The organism is Piscinibacter sp. PDB5-1 (assembly GCF_056676035.1).
This window is the reverse complement of the sequence record NZ_JBWVZL010000002.1, coordinates 438,057-457,479: the sequence shown is the minus strand read 5'-3', so window position 1 is coordinate 457,479 and position 19,423 is coordinate 438,057. Positions and strand designations below refer to the sequence as shown.

Sequence of the window (19,423 nt, the reverse complement as noted above, 5' to 3'; positions counted from 1 at the left end):
GAGGGTTTCCCATGCGCATCAGCACTGCCAACTCCTTCGACAGCACCGTGGACCAGCTCGCGCGCCGGCAGGCCGAGATGTCCGAGTCGCAAATGCGCCTGGTCAGCGGCAAACGTGTCAACAAGGCGAGCGACGACCCGGCGGCGGCGGCGCGTGCCGAGCGTGCGCTGGCCAGCGTGGCCCGCACCGAAGCGCAAATGCGCGCCACCGAGGCCAGCCGTGGTGCGATGGAGCTGACCGAAGGCGCGCTGGGCGATGCCAGTGAACTGCTGCAGCAGGCCCGCGAAGCGCTGGTGGCCAGCGGCAACGGGAGTTATTCAGACGCCGAACGGCGTGGCTTGGCGAACCAGCTGCGCGCCCTGCGCTCGCAACTGCTGGCGGTGTCGAACCGCAGCGACGGCGCCAACGGTTACGTGTTCGGCGGCCAGGGCTCGGCCCAGCCGCCCTTCGTCGATCTGCCCGGCGGCGTGCAGTTTCGTGGTGTGGGCGGCGAACTGAACGCCTCCTCGGGCGAGGCGCTGCCGCTCACCATCGATGGCCGCGCCACCTGGCTGACCGGCCGCACCGGCAACGGTGTGTTCGAAACCCAGAGCGGCAGCAGCACCGCCTGGATCGACGGCGGGCGCGTCACCGACCCCTCGGCGCTGACCGGCCAGACCTACACCGTGGCCTTCTCGGTCGCCGCTGGCGTGACCACCTACAGCGTGCTCGCCGACGGCGCGCCCACCGCCATCAGCGGGGCGCCCTACGTGTCCGGCCAGTCGGTCGAGATCGACGGGCTGGCGTTCACCATCAGCGGCGCGCCGGCCGATGCCGACACTTTCACGGCCTTGCCCTCGACTTCGACGCTGAGCGTGTTCGACACGCTCGACCGCGCCGCGGCCGACCTCGAGCTGCCGATGCAGAACCAGGCCCAGCGCATGCAGATGACGTCCACCCATCTGCGCAACGTCGATTCGGTGATGAACAACCTGATCGCCGCGCGCGCCGCCGTGGGCGAAACGCTCACCCGCAGCGACAGCGTGAACGCGCGCCACATGGACTTGAAACTGCAGAACCAGACCGAGCGTTCGAACGCGGAAGACTTGGACATGGTCAAGGCGATTTCCGACTTCGAGTCACAGCAAACGGGCTACGATGCCGCGCTCAAGAGTTACTCGATGGTGCAGCGCATGTCGCTGTTCCAGTACATCGGCAGCTGACGCGTCCGGATCACCCCCCATGCGCAAGCGGACGGGGTGCACGGTGCGAAATCCAAGACACAGAACGGGAGTGCTTGCGTGACCGACAACACCATCCTGGGCCAGGTGGCCCTGGGTTACTCGCCACTCATCGACCGCAGCCGGGCCGTCATCGCCACGCGCCTGACCGTCTTTCCGCTGCGGCCGGACCTTTCGCTCGACGTGGCCCAACTGCTGCACTCCGTGGGGGGCGTCTGGCCGGCCGACGGCGGCAAGGCCTCACTCAACGTGGTGAGCGAGCGGCTGCTGCAAGACCTGCTCGGCGCCAGTCCTTCACCCAACCTGATGGTCGAAGTGCCTTGGTTCATGGCCGCCGACCCCGTCAACACACCGGCCCTGCAGCAACTCAAGGCCGCCGGCACCACGCTGCTCATCAAAGGCCGCCCGGTCAACGAGTTGCCGCGCGAGGTGCTGCCGTGCTTCACTTATTCGATCATCGACCTGGCCGACGACCGCCGTGTCAATGAAGTCGGCGCCGCAGCGCCTGAGGGCGTGGTGCGAAACATTCCGCACGTTCAGGCCGGCGTGCGCACGCTGGCCGAGCTGGAAGCCAGCTTCTCGCGTGGGGCCGCGGCCGTGCTGGGCTGGCCGATCGACGACGCAATCAACATGTCGCAGGCCCCGGGCAAGACCGCCGGCCAGACCGACATGACGACCATCGTCGAGCTGATCCACCGGGTGGACACCGAAGAACCCATCGAAAAGCTCGAAGCCACGCTCAAGCGCGACCCGTCGCTGGCCTTCAAGCTGATGCGCTACATCAACTCGCCGGCCTTCGGGCTGCGGGTCGAGATCAGCTCGTTCCGCCACGCGATCATGATGCTCGGCTACAAGCGCCTGAAGCGCTGGCTGGCGCTGCTGCTGGCCACGGCCGGCAAAGACGTCAACCTCAAGCCGGTCATGTTTGCCGCCGTGCGGCGCGGCCTGCTGATGGAAGAGCTGGTGCGCTCGGTCGGCGACGAAGAGATGCGCAATGAGATGTTCATCTGCGGCGTGTTCTCGCTGCTCGACCGCATGTTCAAGCAGCCGTTCGCTGAATTGCTCAAGACCATCCCCGTGCCCGAGCGCGTGTACCAGGCGCTGGTCGATGGCAGCGGGCCGTACCAGCCGTACTTCAACCTCGTGCAGGCGGTCGAGAACGAGTCGCTGTACGACTTCCGCTCGTCGGCCGAGGCGCTGATGCTGAGCGTGAGCGAGATCAACCGCGCCATCCTGGCCGCGCTGACCTCGGCCTCGCAACTCGATTGACCGCGCCGCCTTTGGCGCTGTATCCCCGCCGGCCTTGTGGCCTGGCCCGGCGCGGGTGAAGATCGACGCCCCCGAGGCGTGTTGACGGCACCCCGATGTCCGACCCCAAGGCCCTGCGCCAGTTTCTCGACGGCTTGACCGACGCCGTGCTCCTGCTCGACCGGGGCACGCGGGTGGTGTTCGCCAACGCGGCCGCGCAGCGCCTGCTGTCGGTCCAGGTGGACGTGCCGCTGCGGCAATCGGCCCCGCAGCTCGGCGAGGCGCTGGTCGGGGGTGTGACGCAGCACCTCGCCAAGGGCCTGGCCCGGGTGGGGCTGCCGGCCCAGGCGAGCCTGCCGCGCGAACTGAGCCTGCCCGACGGCCGCCGTTTCGACGTGGCACTCAGCCCGCTCGAAGGCGATCGCTGGGCCTTGCGGCTGGCGCCGACCCACGCGGCGCCCATGGGCCCGGCGCTGAACGCGCTGTTCGCCGATTCGCCGTTTCCGGCCGCGGTGCTCGATGCCGACTTCAAGCTCATCCAGGTCAACCCCGCCTATTGCGAGTTCACCGGCTTCACGCGCGAGCAATTGATCGGCCGCGACCCGGTCGAGCTGGCGCCCGAAGAAGACCGCGAATCGCAGCACCAGCACCGCCTGCAGTTGCTCGAAACGCGCAACACGCAGCAGGTGCCCCGGCTGGTGGACCGCCGCCTCATCGACGCCAGCGGCCGCGAGCGCTGGTGCCGCATCGGCTGGCGTGTGTGGGACGGCAGCGACGGCCGCCCGCGCTACCTCACCATCGTGCAAGACGCCACCGCCGAGCACGTGGCCCGCGAGCGCGCCGACCGCTCGGTGCGCGAGCTGGACGACTGGTTCGACTTGAGCCCGGTGGGCATGGTCCTGTTCGACGAACAGGGGCTGCTGATCCGCAGCAACCCCGCCTTCGAAGAGTTGACCGAGCAGGTGCCGGTGTTGATGTCAGAAGCGCACCCGGCCCTGCGGCAACTGCTGGCCTGGGAAGACGGCGCCCCGTCGGCGCGCCTGCAGCCCGGGCAGAGCCAGGTCGAGTCGCAGGCCCTGGTGCCGCAGCGCGACGGCAGCGTGCGCAACCTGCGCTCGCTGGTGCGCTGCTACCGCACGTCGAGCGGCCAACACCGCTTCATGGCCGTGGTCGAAGACCGCAGCGTCGAAGAAGAACGCGACCTCGCGCAAATGCAGATCGGCGCGCTGATGGACACCGCCGGCGTCGGCCTCGCCACCTTCGAAGAGACATCGGGCTGGGTCAACTTGGGCGGACCCAGCACCGGCACCCCGATGGCGGGCGAAGGCCCACCGGCGGCAGGCAGTGCCCTGCAATCGATTCGCCGCGACGTGGTGGTGGCCGAATCGCTGCCCGAGTACGACCGGCTGCAGCAGGCGCTGCGCCAGGCCGAGCGCGCCGAGGTGCGCTATGCCATTCGCCACCCCGAGCTCGGCCAGCGCTGGCTGCTCACCCGCGTCGAGCCCGGCACGCTCGCCTCGGGCAAGCGCACGACCTCGGTCGTCACGCTCGACATCACCGAGCAGCACCTCTCGCAGCAGCGCAGCGAGGTGCTGCTGCGCGAGATGACAACCATTCTCGAGAGCACCACCGCCGGCATCGCCTACCTGCGCGGCAACATGCTCGTGCGTTGCAACCGCCGCTTCGAACGCATGCTCGGCTTCACCGCCGGGGCGATGGCCGGCTGCAGCCTGCAAGAGCTGCTGGCGGGCCAGCCCGATGCCGGGCAGTTGGTGGCCGAGATCGAGGCGGCGCTTGCGCTCGGCCGGGTGCACGAGTCCGAGATGGTGCTCGACCTGCCCAACCGCGCGCGGCAGTGGTGTTCGCTCTCGGTGCGGCGCAGCAGCGGGGCGACGGGCCCCACGGCCGAGGCCATCGCGGTGCTCACCGACATCACCCGCCTCAAGACACAGCAGCAAGAACTTGAAGCGCTCGCCCGCGACCGCGAGCTGATGTTCAGCCTGTCCGAGGTCGGCATCGCCTTCGTGCGCGGGGACCGCATCCAACGCGCCAACGCCGCGCTGTGCAACCTGACCGGCTTCGATGCGGGGCAGCTGGCCGACGTGCCCATGGCCGAGCTGTTCGCCAGCCCGGTCGAGTTCCAACGCGTGTGGTCGCAGGCCGACAGCTCGCTGCGCCAGGCGGGCCGCTGGCTCGGCGAGCGGCAGCTGCGCCGCCGCGACGGCTCGCTCGTGTGGGTGCAGGTCAGCAAGCGCCTGGTGGATGAGTCCGACCCCGGCGGCGGCTACATCGCCTCGTACGTCAACGTCGACGACCGGCACCGCGCGCAAGAGGCCATGGTGCTGCAGGCCGAGCGCACGCGCGCCATCCTCGACTCGGTGCTGGTGGGCATCGTCACGGTCGGTGCGAACGGCATCGAGTGGATGAACCGCTCGGCGCGCCGCATGTTCGGTGGCGACCTGGCCGACTTCGTCAAGCTGCCGATCAGCACGGTGGCCACGCCCGACCCCGACCACCCGTTCCGCCGAACGCAGTACATCGACGAGTTGGTCGAGGGTCAGGCCGAGACCTTCGAGTGCAAGGTCAAGGCGCGCGACGGGCGCGAGTTCTGGGTGGTGGGCAATGCGGTGGCCACAGGCCGTGAGTCGCGCGGCCGCCAGTTGACCTATGCGCTGCTCGACATCGAACGGCGCCGCCAGGCCGAGGCACGCATCGTCGAGGCGCAGGCCTCGCTGCAGCGGATCATCGAAGTCGCGCCGATGGCGATCGCGCTCATCTCAGCCGACGGCTTGCGCATCGTGCAGGCCAACCCGGTGGCTGCGGGCATCGCCCAGTGCACCCCGAGCGACCTGATCGGCCGCACGCTGGAAGAGGTCTTCCCGGCCGACCAGGCCTACAACTACCGGCACGACATGGAGCACGCGCTGCGCCGCCGCGACGTGACGCAGCGCGAGTACCGCCTGCCCATGCGGGGCGAGACGCGGGTGTGGGACGCGCGGCTGATGCCTTTGTCGGCGCCCGGCCAGCCGCCCGACCAGTTGCTGGTGGTGGCCAGCGATGTCACCGAGCAGCGCGCCGCGCAAGAAGCGCGCTTCGAGGCCGCGATCGCGCAGCGCGAGATGCTGGTGAAAGAGGTGCACCACCGCATCAAGAACAACCTGCAGGGCGTGGCCGGGCTGCTGCAGCAGATCGGCGCGCGCAAGCCCGAGATGGCGGCGGTGATGTCCGAGGTGGTGGGGCAGGTGCAGGCCATCGCGCAGGTCTACGGCCTGCAGGTTGGCGTGCACGGGCCGCTGCGGGTGAAGAGCGTGCTCGACGCCATCACCGGCTCGGTGCAGCGCACCTTCGGCCGCACGATCACCATGACGGCCGAGGGCGAGCACATCGAGCGGTGGTCGCTGCCCGAGGCGGAGTCGATCCCGATTGCGCTGACCATCAACGAGCTGCTGACCAACGCCATCAAGCACAGCGCCCAGCACGCGGGCAGCCCGGTGACCTGCCGCATGGTGTCGTCACCCGACGCGGTGGTGATCGAGATCCGCAACCGCGGCGAGCTGCCCGCAGGCTTCAGTCTGGCGCGCTTTCCGGGTGGCGTGTCGGGCTTGGGCCTCGTGCGGGCCCTGCTGCCCCGGCGCAGTGCCAGCCTGTCGATGGCGCAAGAGGGCCACGAAGTGATGGCAAGCGTGCGATTGATCCCGCCTGGGGTGTCACTCTTGCCCCCGGGCTGAGGTGGCTTCCGCGACAATCGTCACGGGGGAGAAGGGGTCGAATTGACAACGCACAAAGGCAAGATTCTCGTGGTGGACGACGACCGGCTGGTGCTGGCGACGCTGACCCACGGCCTCGCGCAGGCGGGTTACGAGATCATCGATGCCGACAATGGCGACGATGCCATCCTGCTCGCGCGTGAGCACAAGCCCGACCTCGCGCTGCTCGACATCCGCATGGAAGGCAAGACGGGCTTCGACGTGGCCGCCTACCTGCGCGAATACCTGCAGACGCCGTTCATGTTCCTCTCGGCCTTCGCCGACGACGACACGCTGGCGCAGGTGAAGGCCCTGGGGGCGGTGGCCTACCTGATCAAGCCGCTCGACATCCGCCAGATCGTGCCGGCCGTCGAAGCGGCCTTCGTGCACATCGGCGAGCGCTCCATGAGCGCACCGGTCGCGCAGCCGGCCGTGGCCGCCGTGCCGCCCGCGCACGAGGCGCTGTCGCAGCCCATCGCGATGGCGCTGGGCGTGCTGATGCACCGCCATTCGCTGAGCCGCGCCGAGGCCTTCGGCCAGTTGCAGCGGCTGGCGGCATCGAACTCGCGCTCGCTGGCCCAGCAGGCCGAGCAACTGCTGGCCGCCGTCGAGGCGCTGTCGCTGCCGCGCACGTGAACATCGGGCAAGCGCGGCGTTGATGCGCATCAACGACCGGCCCGATCCCCGCCCGTAGAGTCGCGCCCTCACGGGCCATGCTGCGGGAACGGCAGGCCCATCCAGGGAGCCTGTCATGCCCGTCGAGCTTTACAACCACCGGGGCCACAAGTGCCTGATGTTCACCGACCTCAGCGGCGAAAGCGGCGAGGCGGTGCAAGCCAACCAGTTTCTGATCGTCGATGACGAGACCGGCGCGGTCATCGACCCGGGCGGCAACCTGGCCTACTCGGAGCTGTACCTGGGCATGTCGCAGCACTTTCCGCCGCAGCGGCTCACGTCCATCCTCGCCTCGCACGCGGACCCGGACATCATCGCCTCGCTCGACCGGTGGATGACCTCCACCTCGGCGAACGTCTACATCAGCAGCTTGTGGGCGCGTTTTGCGCCGCACTTTTGCAAGCCCGGCAAAACCTCGGGCCGCATCGTGGGCATTCCGGACCCGGGCATGCGTGTCACGGTGGGCCGCCACGAAATCTGGGCGTTGCCTGCGCACTTCTTGCACGCGGAAGGCAACTTCCAGTTCTGGGACCCGGTGAGCCGCATCCTCTTCTCGGGCGACCTGGCGGTGACGCTGGGCGGCGACCCGCGCAAGCCCATCACGTCGCTGCGCGAACACCTGCCGCACATGGAGCCTTTCCACCGGCGCTACATGGGCAGCAGCAAGATCCTCAAGCTGTGGGCGCAAATGGTGAAACCGCTGCCGATCGAGATGATCGTGCCGCAGCACGGCGCGCCGCTGACCGGCGCGGCCGTCGGTGAGTTCATTGCCTGGGTGCAGACGCTGGAGTGCGGCATCGACCTGATGCACGCGGACAACTACACGCTGCCGGCGAGCTGACCGGCGGCAGTGGGATTCAATGCCGGCGCTCGGCGTCGCCGCCTGGCAGCCAGAACTGGAAGCGCGCGCCGCGGTCCACCTCGCCCTCGGCCCAGATGTCGCCGCCGTGCCGGCGGATGATCCGCCGCACCGAGGCCAGGCCCACGCCGGTGCCGTTGAAGTCGCTCGCGCTGTGCAGGCGCTGGAACACGCCGAACAGGCGATCCGCGAAGCGCATGTCGAAGCCGGCCCCGTTGTCGCGCACCGTGAAGGCCGGGCGGCCCTCGTGCTCGCTTGCCTCGAACCAGATGCACGCGTCGGCGCGCTTGGCGGTGTACTTCCACGCGTTGCCGAGCAGGTTTTCGAGCGCCACGCGCATCAGCGTGGCGTCGCCCACGGTGAGCAGGCCGGGTTCGATCTCGACGCGCACCTGGCGCTCGGGCGACTGGCGGCGCAGGTCATCGACGATGTAGCCGGCGAGCTGCGACAGGTTGATCGGCTGGCGCGCCAGCGGCTGCGAGGACAGCTGCGACAGCGCCAGCAGCGAGTCGATCATGCTGTTCATGCGCGAGGCCGCGCCCATCACGCGATCGAGGTGGTCGTTGCCGATGCGGTCGAGCAGGCGGCCGTAGTCTTCTTTCAGGATGCGCGCGAAGCCCTCGACCACGCGCACCGGCGCACGCAGGTCGTGCGAGACGGTGTAGCCGAAGGCTTCGAGGTCTTGCGCGCGCACCGAGTCGTCGTCGCTCGGCCGCGCCGGGCGCTGAAACACCAACCAGGCGGCGGCCGAGGTCTGGCACGGCGTGCGGGGCAGGGGCAGCACGCGCAACTCCCAGCCGTCGGCCAGGGGCATGAGGCGGGCTTCGTCCAGCTGGGCCAACCGGACCACCGCAGTGCGCAGCGCCGCGGGCAGGCGCGCGCTGAGTTCATCGAAGCGCAAGCCTGGCAGGCGTGCTTCGGCCACGCCCAGCCACTGGGCGGCCAAAGGGTTGCCGCCTTGCACCCGCCAGGACGCGGGCTCGCCGTCGCCCGAGACCTGCACGGCGGGTGAGGGCAACGCCTGCAGCAGTGGCGCGGTCAATTGGTCCGGCGCCGTGGCCAGTTCGCGGGCCGTGCCCACGTAGTGCGCAAAGCGGCCGTCGGTGTCGAAGCGGGGCGTGCCGCTGAGCAAAAAGCGGCAGTCGCCGTGCAAGGCGGGCACGGCGGCGAAGGGCGCATGGGCGTCCAGCTGCGCGCGCAGGCCGGGCAGGGCGCCGGGGTCGATCTCGAAGTGCTGCCACAGCAGCGGCCGGCTCGCGGCCTGGCCCCAGCGCTCGCGCGGGGCGCCCTGCGGCGGCCGCAGGTCGGTCAGGTGGTGCCCGGGGTCGCTGCGCCATTGCCACAGATCGAGCACCTCGCGCAGGCCTTCGGCCGCGTGCAGGTCGGCGCGCAACTGGCGGCGCTGGCGGTTCAGGTGCATCAGGCCGACGCCAGCACAGGCCAGCGCGGCCAAGCTCAGGCCCAGTGCCACGGCCCAACCGCCGGCGGCGCTGCCCGCGCCCACGGGTTGGGCCCAGGCCGGCAGCGCCCAGGCGCAGCTCACCGCGCCGAGTGCCGAGGCCGAGGTGCGGAGCCGAGGCCGTCGAACGCCGGGCGAGGTCGGGCAGGTCATGTAAAAGATTGTAGGGAGCGCCTTGTGCGCAGCCGCTCACTTGCACGCCACATCGCGCTTAAGTTTTGTGCCGTTGTGCCGAGAACCCGGTCTGGATTCCCCTCGCAATGGCTGCGTTCGCCGTGCTGTCGGGTGGCTCTGTGCTGTCTCCGTAGTGATTCCTCCACGCCCCCATGGCCGCTCGCCCCGTTCGCCCCTTGCTCGCCTCGGCCGGTTTGCTGGCCGTGCTGGCATGGATCGTTCCGGCGGGTTCGGCGGGGTGGATGGCTGCTGCAGCCGCCATCGCCGCCGCCCTGGCGCTGAGCTTCCGGCTGTTCGAGGGCCGGGCCCAGGCCATGCGCCGCGTGCCGGCCGAGCCGTCCGAGGGGGGCAACACAGGCGATGCTGCCCTTGGCGGAACGGCCTTGCCGCCGGCCGGCCCCGGCGCCGCTGACCTGCCCTGGCTCACCTTGCTGCAAGCCACGGCGCGTTGCAGTGCCCAGGCGCAGACCCTGCCCGACGCTTTGCACGCGGTTGGCGCGCTGCTGGCCCGCGCGTTCGACGCGCGCGAGTGGTCGGCCCTTCGGGTGGTCGCTGTCCATGAAGACAGCGCCGAGCTCGACCTGCTGTCCGAAGGCTGCCCCGAGACGCAGGGCCGCGTGTCGGTGCACCGGCACCTGAGCCCCACCGGCCGCGCGGTGCTGACGCACCAACCGGTGTTCACCCAACTGCCGGTGTCGCGTGGTGCGGCGCCCGACTGCCTGCTCGTGCTGCCGGTGCTGCTGGGCGAACGGCCCGTGGCCGCGCTCGAACTGCACGGGCCGCGCTGCGAGGCCGCCCGCGTGGGGCTGGCGCCCCTTCTCGACACCATCCAGCTGCAACTGGCCGCCGTGGCCGAGCGTGAAGCCGAGCGCCAGCGCCAGCGTGACGATGCCGCCGAACGCGAGGCCATGCAACGCCGCCTCGCCGAGGCCAAGTCGAGCCTGCGCGAATTTGCCGACACGCTGGAAGACGCGCTCTTCGTCACCAACCCCGAGCGCGACCGCTTCTATTTCATGACCCAGAGCAACCTCGAGGTCTGGGGCGTGACGCGCGAAGAGTGGGAAGCCAGCCCGGGGCTCTTTTTCTCTCGGGTGCACGAAGACGACCGGCAACTGCTGGCCGACCGCCGCGTGCGCGAGCGGCTGGGCGAGCCGGCGGACATCACCTTCCGCGTGCACCACCCGCACAAGGGGCTGCGCTGGCTGCGATCGCGCACCCGCACGCGGCTGCTGCCGACCGGCGCGGCGCGCGTCTACGGGCTGGTGGCGGACATCACCGAAGAGGTCGAGCGTCACGCCGAACTGCAGCGAGCGCGCGACACGGCCGAGTCGGCCAGCCGCGCCAAGAGCCAGTTCATGGCCAACATGAGCCATGAGATCCGCACGCCGATGAACGGCATCCTCGGCATGACCGAGCTGCTGCTGGGCACCGCGCTCAACGACAAGCAGCGCCGCTTCGTGCAGGCGGTCTACCGTTCGGGAGAGGCGCTGCTGGAGATCATCAACGACATCCTCGACTTCTCGAAGATCGAGGCCGGCAAGCTCGAACTGGCCGAGGTCGATTTCGTGCTTCGCACCGTGGTCGAAGACACGCTGGAGCTGCTGGCCCCGCGCGCCCACGAAAAAGGCATCGAACTCAGCTTCCACGAGGGCGCCGGCCTGCCGACGGTGGTCCACGGCGACCCGCTGCGACTGCGCCAGGTCTTGACCAATCTCGTGGCCAATGCGATCAAGTTCACCGAGCAGGGCGAGGTGACCGTGCACCTGCGGCAGCTGGCCGGCGCCGCTCGGCCGCCGCAAGGCAGCCCGCAGGCTTCGGCCGAAGGCGGGCACGGCTACGAATTTGCCGTCACCGACACCGGGATCGGCATCGAGCCGGAGGTCCTGCCGCGCCTGTTCAGCGCTTTCACCCAGGCCAGCGCCGGCATGTCGCGGCGGTTTGGCGGCACCGGGCTGGGCTTGGCGATATCGAAACAGCTCGTCGAACTGATGGGCGGGCAAATCGCGGTCACCAGCGCCCCGGGGCAGGGCTCGCGCTTCAGCTTCCAGATTCCGCTGGCGGCGTCGCCGCTGCAGTCGGCCACGCTCGGGCTCGACCTGGCCGACATGCCGCGCCTGCGCGTGCTGGTGGTCGAAGACCACGAAACCAACCGCATCGTGCTGGAGAACATGCTGCATGCCTGGGGCATGGACGTGGTGCTGGCCGAGGACGGCCGCCGCGCGCTCGACATCCTGCAAGGCAGCACCCCGGTGGACCCGCGCTTCGACCTGGCGCTGGTGGACATGAACATGCCCCGCCTCGACGGCATGGGGCTTGCCCAGGCCCTGCAGGCCAGCCGCATCCACCCCGACATGAAGATGATCCTGCTCTCGTCCGTCTCGTCACCCGACGACGTTCGTGCAGCGCACCATGCCGGTTTTGACCGTTTCGTGCCCAAGCCCGTGCGCAAGGCCGAGCTCAGACAGGCCATTCTTGGGGTTTCGTCCAACCTTTCAGACACCGCCCGGTTGACGCCCCGGCTCGACGCCCACATCCTTGTCGTCGAGGACAACGTCGTCAACCAAGAGGTCATCAGCCAGATGCTTCGCACGCTCGGGTGTCGGGTGCGCGTCGCCGCAGGCGGGCTGGCCGGGTTGCGGGCGCTGTGCGAAAAGCGCTTCGACCTGGTGATGATGGACATCCAGATGCCGGGCATGGACGGTGTCGAGGCCCTGGGGTGGTTCCGCCGCGACACGACCGGGCGCTTCAGCTTCCTCACGCCGTCCGACACCCCGGTGATCGCCGTGACCGCCAATGCGCTCGGAGGGGATGAACAGCGGTTCCTGGGTTTGGGCTTTAATGGCTATCTTTCCAAACCGTTCCGCCAAAGCCAACTGCTCTCCATGCTGTCCAAACACCTTCGACCTTCGGCACCCATGGAACCCCGGCCTTCGGCGGGTGGCCCGGGGCTGCCCCCCGCCGATGCTGCCGCCGGCACCGATGTGCTCGACGCCGGCGCGCTGGACCGCCTGCGCGAGCTGGACCCGACGGGTGAGAACCGCCTGATGGAGCGCGTGGTCAACGCCTTCGAAAGCTCGATCGGACGCTTGATCCCGCAATTGGTCGAGGCGCAGCGTACCCAGGAAATCTCTGGGATTCGGCACGTGGCCCACACCCTAAAATCGTCTTCAGCGAGCATCGGCGCGATGAAGCTCTCTCGCATGTGCGCCGAACTCGAAGCCATGGCCCGGGCCGAACAGCTCGACGGCGTGGACGAGCGTGTCGAAGCGCTGCAAGCCGAAGTCGAGGTGGTTCACGTGGCCCTGAAGAAGATCCTGAGCACCTGACACATGACATCCAGTGCCGCGCTGAGCGACGATGACGTGCTGGAACAGCCGAGGGTGCTGCTCGTCGATGACGACGAAGTCAACCTGCTGCTGACCGCCATCGCCCTGCGCGAGCGCGGCTTCTCGATCACCGAAGCCACCAGCGGCGAAAAAGCCATCCAGCTGCTCACCACCTGGTCGCCCGACGTGGTGGTGCTCGACGCGCTGATGCCCGGCCTCGACGGCTTCGAGACCTGCAAAGAACTGCGCCACCTGCCCGGCTTCGAGTCGCTGCCGGTGCTGATGCTGACCGGCCTCGACGACGACGCCTCCATTACGCGCGCCTACGAGGCCGGCGCCACCGACTTCTTCGTCAAGTCCACCCATTGGAGCCTGCTCGCGGGCCGCCTGCGCTACCTGCTGCGCTCGTCGCGCACGCGGCTCGAACTCGAACGCAGCAAGGCCAAGCTGGCGCGCGCGCAAGACCTGGCGCGCATGGGCAGCTTCGACTGGCGGCTGGGGCAGGGCGGGCCGGTGTTCTCTCCCGAAGGGCTGCGCGTGTTCGGCATGGGCGCGGGCGACTTCCCATCAATGCGCACGCTCTTGCGCATGGTGCCGGGCGACGACCGCGTGGGCTTCCTGGCCATGCTCCGCGAGGTGTTCCGCCACAGCTCGGTGCTGGCGACCGACATCCCGGTCGTGCTGCTCGACGGCCGGCAGCAACGCATCATCCACGTCGAAGCCGAGCCCGAGTTCAACGAGCACGGCAACATGTCCGGCTACACCGGCATCGTGCAGGACGTGACCGACCGCCGCATGGCGGAAGACAAGATCCGCCACCTGGCGAACTTCGACGCGCTCACCGGCCTGCCCAACCGCCGCCAGCTCATCTGGCGCGCCGAGCGGGCGCTCGAACACGCGCGCCGGCTCAACCACCGCGCGGCGCTGCTGCTGATCGACCTCGACCGCTTCAAGATCGTCAACGACACGCTCGGCCACGGCGCGGGCGACGAGTTGCTGATGGAGGTTTCACGCCGCCTGCGCTCGTGCGTGCGCCACTCCGACCAGGTGATGGAAACCTCGGTCGAGTCGATGAGCGCGCGTTCGCACCGCACGCTCGAAGCCGTGGGCCGGCTGGGTGGCGACGAGTTCGTGGCGCTGCTGCCCGAGGTGGCCGACGACAGCGACGCCGAGCGCGTGGCGGGGCGCATCCTCGACGTGATGCGCGACCCCATCTTCGTCGGCGGGCAAGAGTGTTTCGTGACCGCCAGCGTGGGCATCGCGATGTACCCGCGCGACGGCAGCACGGTCGCCGACCTGATGCGCAACTCCGACGTGGCGATGTACTCGGTGAAGGCGCAGGGCCGCAATGCGGCGGTGCTGTACAAGCCCGCGCTCGCCGGCAAGGGCCGCGAGAAGCTCGAGCTTGAGTCCGCGCTGCACAAGGCCATCGAGCGCAACGAGATGGTGCTGCACTACCAGCCCAAGATCGACGTGCGCGCGGCCAAGATGGTCGGCGTCGAGGCCCTGATGCGCTGGCAGCGCGGCGGCACGCTGGTGCCGCCGGCCGACTTCATTCCGATGGCCGAAGAAACCGGCCTGATCATCCCGCTGAGCGATTGGGCGATCCGCGAAGCCGCGCGCCAGGCACGCCTGTGGCAAGACAGCTTCGGCTTCTCCGACTCCATCGCCGTCAACCTGCCGAACCGCCTGTTCGAGCGCACCGACCTGGTCGAAAACATCCACCAGGCGGTCACGACCTACGGCGTGCCGCACCACGCCATCGAGCTCGAAATCACCGAGACCGGGCTGATGAAGGAGCTGCAGAACGTCATCCCGACGCTGCACCGCCTGAACGAGATCGGCGTCGAAATTTCCATCGACGACTTCGGCACCGGGTATTCGTCGCTGGCCTACCTGACCACGCTGCCGATCAGCGAATTGAAGATCGACCGCTCGTTCGTGCGCGACCTGGGCATGACGCCGCAAAGCTCGGCCGTGGTCACGGCCATCATCGCGCTGGCCCGCTCGCTCGGCCTGCGCGTCATCGCCGAGGGCGTCGAGAACATGCGGCAGATGGAAGTGCTGCACCGCCTGGGTTGCGGTGTGATGCAAGGCTTTCTGTTCAGTCGCGCCCAACCGGCCGAACTGCTGGAGCAGTGGCTGCAGCAAACCGTGTTGCCCCGCAAGGCGCCGTGGATCGTCAACGCCGATGAGGCCGATGCGTCCGACACCTTGCGCGCGGCCATCGAGGCGCGCACGCCGCGTCTGAATCCGCTGGGTTGACGCCCAGCTTCACCGCACCACCCATGGACACCCCACGCGATCCTGCCGCGCGAGCGGCCGGCGGCTCGGCCCTGCCGCCCGCACAACTGGCCAAGGCGGCGCTGCGCCGTCTGGTGCTCGACAAGCTGGAGCCCACGCCCGAAAACTACGCCCGCGCCTACCAGCAAGAAGCTGGCGGCGCGGTGCCTGCGGCTTTGCCGGCGGCCTCGGCCCACGTGGTTGAGCGCCTGGTCGTGCGCGCGCTCGGCGGCGCCGGCCCGGCCTTGCAGCGCGAGGTGCAAGAGGCGCTGACGCAAGGCCAATGGGTGCAGGCCGAGCAACTGATCGAACGCCAACCGGTGCCCGACGTGGCCGCGCAGGCGGCGGCGCTCGCCGGGCTGATCGAACGCATCGTGCGGGGCGTCGAGCGCGGCGGCCGGCAGTGGACGAGCGGCCGCAAGAAAGAAAGCCTGCAACGCGTGCTCAGCAGCACCCGCAGCGACTCGGGCCGGCTGCAGCAACGGCTGGGGCAACTGGTGTCGAGCTGGGAAAGCGACACCCTCGACGAGAGCGTCGAAGAGGCGCGCGATGCGGCCACGGCCGATGTGCCCGAGGCCGTGCCCAGCGATGGGGTGCCGGTCGGTCCGCAGGCTGCGGCCGTCGTGGCGACCGGCCAGCCTGCGGCCGTGTGGGCCGCGGTCGTGCACAACCTGGGCGGGGCGGTGCAGACCGCGATGCCGCCACCGCCGTCACCCGGCGCCGACCTGGGGGTCGAGCTGGCGGCCATCACCGCCCGCATCGCCCCTGAAGGCCCGAGCGAAGAAGACGCCGCGCGCATCGCCGCGCTGTGCCAGCGCGCCGGCCGCGTGCTGCAGCACCGCCACCACCTGATCGACCAACTGGGCGGCCTGTGCCGCGAGCTGACCGAAAGCCTCACCGAACTGTCCGAAGACGACAGCTGGGCGCAGGGCCAGTGCGACGCGATGCGCCTGCGCATCGAAGACGGGCTGACCTCGCGCGCGGTGCGTTCGGTGTCTGAATTGCTGCACGACACGCGCGAGCGCCAGGCGCGCCTGCGCGAAGAGCGCGCCCAGGCGCGCGACGCGCTGAAGGTGATGATCACGCGGATGATCAGCGAACTGGGCGAACTGGGCGAGACGACCGGGCGCTTCCACGAAAGCATCGACCGCTATGCCGGCGTGATCGAAGAGGCCGACTCGCTCGAAAGCCTGGCCGGCGTGGTGCGCGAGATGGTCGAAGAAAGCCGCACCGTGCAGGCCCTGGTCAGCCAGGCCCAGAACCGCCTGCAAACCGAACACGAGCGCGCGACCAGCCTGTCCGACCGCGTGGTCGAGCTTGAAAGCGAGTTGCGCCGCCTGTCCGAAGAAGTCTCGACCGACCAGCTCACGCAGATCGCCAACCGGCGTGGGCTGCTGCAGGCTTTCGACACCGAGCGCGCCAAGCTCGAACGCAACGGTGGCGAGCTGTGCGTGGGCCTGCTCGACATTGACAACTTCAAGCGCCTGAACGACGAGCTCGGCCACGCGGCCGGCGACGAGGCCTTGAAGTCGCTCGCGGCCACCGTCAGCAAGGCGCTGCGGCCCACCGACTTGGTGGCGCGTTACGGCGGCGAAGAGTTCGTGGTGCTGCTGCCCGAGACGCCCTTGCCCGAAGGCGAGCAGATCCTCACGCGCCTGCAGCGCTCATTGACCGGCGGGCTCTTCATGCACGAGCAGAAGCAGGTGTTCGTCACCTTCTCGGCGGGGGTGACGTCGTACCGGCTCGGCGAGCGCATCGAAGAAGCCCTCGAGCGCGCCGACGAGGCCTTGTACGAGGCCAAGCGCACGGGCAAGAACCGCACGTGCATCGGCTGAGCGGCGCTTGAACCCTCTCTCGCAGAGAGGGCGCGCTCAGTGCAGCTTGATGCGCGGCCGGTAGGCCCGGCTCAAGATTTCGGTCAGCGTGATCAGCGCCATCTTGCGGAAGCCGCCCAGCGCCATCTGGTGCTGCTTGTGCAGCCCCCAGTACATCAGCTTGGCGAACTGGCCTTCGATGAACAGGCTGCCGCGCGTCAGGCTGCCCATCAGGCTGCCGACCGACGAGTACTCGGCCAGCGACACCAGCGAGCCCTGGTCCTTGAAGAGGAAGGGCTTGACCGCCTCGCCGGCGATCAGCTTCTGCATGTTGCGCACGAGGTACATCGCCTGCTGGTAGGCCGACTGCGCGCGCGGCGGCACCCAGCCACCGCCTGGCTGCGGGCAGGCCGCGCAATCGCCGAAGGCGAAGATGCTTGCGTCGCGCGTGCTGCGCATGTTGCCGTCCACCACCAGCTGGTTGAGCTTGTTGGTCTCCAGAGGGTCGGCGCCACCGAGGGTCTTCAGGAAGTCGGCGGCCTTCACGCCCGCCGCCCACACGGCGATCGTCGATTGCACGACCCGGCCGCTGGCCATCTTCAGGCCGTCGCGCGTGACCTCGACCACCTTCTCGTTGGTGTGCACCTCGATGCACAGCTTGCGCAGCTCGCGCACGGCCGAGTCGGCCAGCCGCTCGGGCAGTTGCGACAGCAGGCGCGGTGCGGCCTCGACCAGCACGATTTGCAGGTCTTTTTCGGGGTGGATGTGGTCGAAGCCGAAGTTCGCCAGCACGCGCGCCGACGAGTGCAGCTCGGCCGCGAGTTCGACGCCCGTGGCGCCACCGCCGACGATGGCCACCGTGAGTCGGCCGCTGCCGGCCGTGCGCGGCACGGCCTGCGCTCGGATGCATTCGTTGATGAGGCGGTTGTTGAAGAGCGCCGCCGCCGCGGGGCTGTCGAGCTTGATCGTGTGTTCGGCCGCGCCCGGCGTGCCGAAGTCGTTGGTCTGGCTGCCCACGGCGATGATGAGCGTGTCGTATCCGACGCGCTGCGCGGGCGTGATCTCATGGCCCGAGGCGTCGTAGCTGGCGGCGAGTTCGATGGTCTTGGCCTGGCGGTCGATGCCGGTCAGCGCCCCGAGGCGGAACTTGAAATGGTTCCAGCGCGCCTGGGCCAGGTACTCGATCTCTTCGGCGTGGGTGTCGAAGCTGCCGGCGGCCAGTTGGTGCAGCAGCGGCTTCCAGACGTGCGTGCGTGCGGCGTCCACGAGGGTGACGTCGGCCAAGCCCTTGCGCCCGAGGCGCTTGCCCAACTGTGTGGCCAGCGCGAGCCCTCCAGCGCCGCCACCCACGATCACGATGCGATGCATCTGCTGTCTACTTTCTCTGCTCGTCGAACCCTGTCGGCGAACGTCTGAGCGGCGCCCGTCATGGCCCCGCGCGCGAGGGCAGGGCCGGGTCCGCGAAGCGGGGTGTCTTGACGAGGGGGCCGGCGGGACGTCCGCGCGTGCGTTGGCGGAAGCGGTGAGATTCGAACTCACGGATGGGTTCCCCCATCGCTGGTTTTCAAGACCAGTGCCTTAAACCGCTCGGCCACGCTTCCTGTGTTTGCTCGGTGGCGGGCGTGGGGCCGGCGCTCATGCCGCTTTGCGACATGCCGCTTGCGCCGACGCCACCCCTTCGAGGCGGCGTCCGAGGCCCTGGGCTTGTGCAGCCCACCCGGTGTTCACCGAAGCCGCGAATTGTATCGGGCCGTTTGTCGCGCGTGCGTCACCCCGGCTTCTGGGCTTGCGCGCACTCGACCTGGATGACCTCGCGCGCGCCGCCATCCACGCGCACGGCGGTCAGCCGACCACCCCACACGCAGCCGGTGTCGATGGCCAGCAGGTCGTCTCGGCTCACGAGCCCGAGGGTGGACCAATGGCCAAAGGCGATGGGTGTGCCGGCCGAACGCCGGCCCGGTGCCTCGAACCAGGGGTGCAGGCCGTCGGGGGCTTCGTCGGCGGCTTCCTTGGTCTTGAAGTCGAGCGTGCCGTCGGCGTGGCAGTAGCGGATGCGCGTGAGCGCGTTGACCGTGAAGCGCAGGCGGTCGTCGCCTTGCAGGTCACCGCTCCAGCGGGCGGGCTCGTTGCCGTACATCACGCGCAGAAAGTCGGCCAGCTCGGGGCCGCGCAGGCGTTGTTCGACCTCACCAGCGCGCGCGAGCGTGGTGGCCAGGTCCCACTGCGGCGGCACGCCGGCGTGCACCATCAGCCAGCCCTGGGCGTGCACCGCCATGTGCTGGTGGCGCACCCAGTCGATCAGCGCGATGCCATCGGCGGCCTGCAGCAGCTCGCCCAGGGTGTCGTTGCGGTGCTGCGGACGCACGCCGTAGGCCACGGCGAGCAGGTGCAGGTCGTGGTTGCCGAGCAGGCAGGTCGCCGCCCCGTCGAGCGCGTGCAGCCGCCGCAGCGTGGCCAACGAGGCGGGGCCGCGGTTGACCAGGTCGCCGAGAAAGTAGGCGTGGTCGCGTGAGGGTGAAAAGCCGATCTGCGCGAGCAGCCGCTCGAGCGCGTCGCAGCAGCCTTGCAGGTCGCCGATGAGGTAGTTCATGGCACGCATTCTGCGTTCAGCCCTGCGCT

At 69.3% G+C, this 19,423-nt stretch carries 11 protein-coding genes and 1 tRNA gene; 8 read left to right on the top strand and 4 right to left on the bottom strand.

Going from position 1 to position 19,423, the window contains the following annotated elements:
- Window positions 1-11 precede the first annotated feature (11 nt).
- The 5 genes from flgL (at window position 12) to AC1KAT_RS09400 (ending at window position 7,730) form a co-directional block, all read left to right on the top strand.
- The gene (gene flgL, locus AC1KAT_RS09420; protein WP_480325122.1) at window positions 12-1,202 is read left to right on the top strand and encodes a flagellar hook-associated protein FlgL; all 1,191 of its coding nucleotides are present in this window, start codon (window positions 12-14) and stop codon (window positions 1,200-1,202) included.
- A gap of 78 nt (window positions 1,203-1,280) precedes the next feature.
- Complete coding sequence (locus tag AC1KAT_RS09415) at window positions 1,281-2,489, top strand: EAL and HDOD domain-containing protein (protein ID WP_480325120.1); 1,209 nt, start codon at window positions 1,281-1,283, stop codon at window positions 2,487-2,489.
- 95 nt (window positions 2,490-2,584) lie between these two features.
- Window positions 2,585-6,196, top strand: coding sequence for a PAS domain S-box protein (locus AC1KAT_RS09410; RefSeq protein WP_480325118.1), 3,612 nt, complete (start codon window positions 2,585-2,587; stop codon window positions 6,194-6,196).
- Window positions 6,197-6,238: 42 nt separating this feature from the next.
- Window positions 6,239-6,850, top strand: coding sequence for a response regulator (locus AC1KAT_RS09405; protein WP_480325116.1), 612 nt, complete (start codon window positions 6,239-6,241; stop codon window positions 6,848-6,850).
- A gap of 115 nt (window positions 6,851-6,965) precedes the next feature.
- Window positions 6,966-7,730, top strand: a complete 765-nt coding sequence (locus tag AC1KAT_RS09400) for an oxygen-binding di-iron domain-containing protein (protein ID WP_480325114.1) — start codon at window positions 6,966-6,968, stop codon at window positions 7,728-7,730.
- A 16-nt stretch (window positions 7,731-7,746) separates the two neighbouring features.
- On the opposite strand, the gene AC1KAT_RS09395 is transcribed toward AC1KAT_RS09400, so the two are convergent.
- A complete protein-coding gene (locus AC1KAT_RS09395; protein WP_480325112.1) occupies window positions 7,747-9,360 on the bottom strand; it encodes a sensor histidine kinase in 1,614 nt (537 codons plus the stop codon).
- Between the two features lie 173 nt (window positions 9,361-9,533).
- Here AC1KAT_RS09395 and AC1KAT_RS09390 point away from each other — a divergent pair, with 173 nt between their 5' ends.
- Genes AC1KAT_RS09390 through AC1KAT_RS09380 form a run of 3 tightly spaced genes read left to right on the top strand, consistent with a single transcriptional unit; the run spans window position 9,534 to window position 16,825 of the window.
- Complete coding sequence (locus tag AC1KAT_RS09390) at window positions 9,534-12,707, top strand: hybrid sensor histidine kinase/response regulator (protein ID WP_480325110.1); 3,174 nt, start codon at window positions 9,534-9,536, stop codon at window positions 12,705-12,707.
- Window positions 12,708-12,710: 3 nt separating this feature from the next.
- A complete protein-coding gene (locus AC1KAT_RS09385; RefSeq protein WP_480325108.1) occupies window positions 12,711-14,972 on the top strand; it encodes a putative bifunctional diguanylate cyclase/phosphodiesterase in 2,262 nt (753 codons plus the stop codon).
- A 23-nt stretch (window positions 14,973-14,995) separates the two neighbouring features.
- A complete protein-coding gene (locus AC1KAT_RS09380; protein ID WP_480325105.1) occupies window positions 14,996-16,825 on the top strand; it encodes a sensor domain-containing diguanylate cyclase in 1,830 nt (609 codons plus the stop codon).
- A gap of 36 nt (window positions 16,826-16,861) precedes the next feature.
- On the opposite strand, the gene AC1KAT_RS09375 is transcribed toward AC1KAT_RS09380, so the two are convergent.
- From AC1KAT_RS09375 to AC1KAT_RS09365, 3 genes are all read right to left on the bottom strand, one after another.
- Entirely contained in the window at window positions 16,862-18,172 is a 1,311-nt protein-coding gene (locus AC1KAT_RS09375) for an NAD(P)/FAD-dependent oxidoreductase (RefSeq protein ID WP_480325103.1), read from the bottom strand.
- 143 nt (window positions 18,173-18,315) lie between these two features.
- Window positions 18,316-18,405 (bottom strand) — tRNA-Ser (locus tag AC1KAT_RS09370).
- Between the two features lie 167 nt (window positions 18,406-18,572).
- The gene (locus AC1KAT_RS09365; protein WP_480325101.1) at window positions 18,573-19,394 is read right to left on the bottom strand and encodes a symmetrical bis(5'-nucleosyl)-tetraphosphatase; all 822 of its coding nucleotides are present in this window, start codon (window positions 19,392-19,394) and stop codon (window positions 18,573-18,575) included.
- Window positions 19,395-19,423 lie beyond the last annotated feature (29 nt).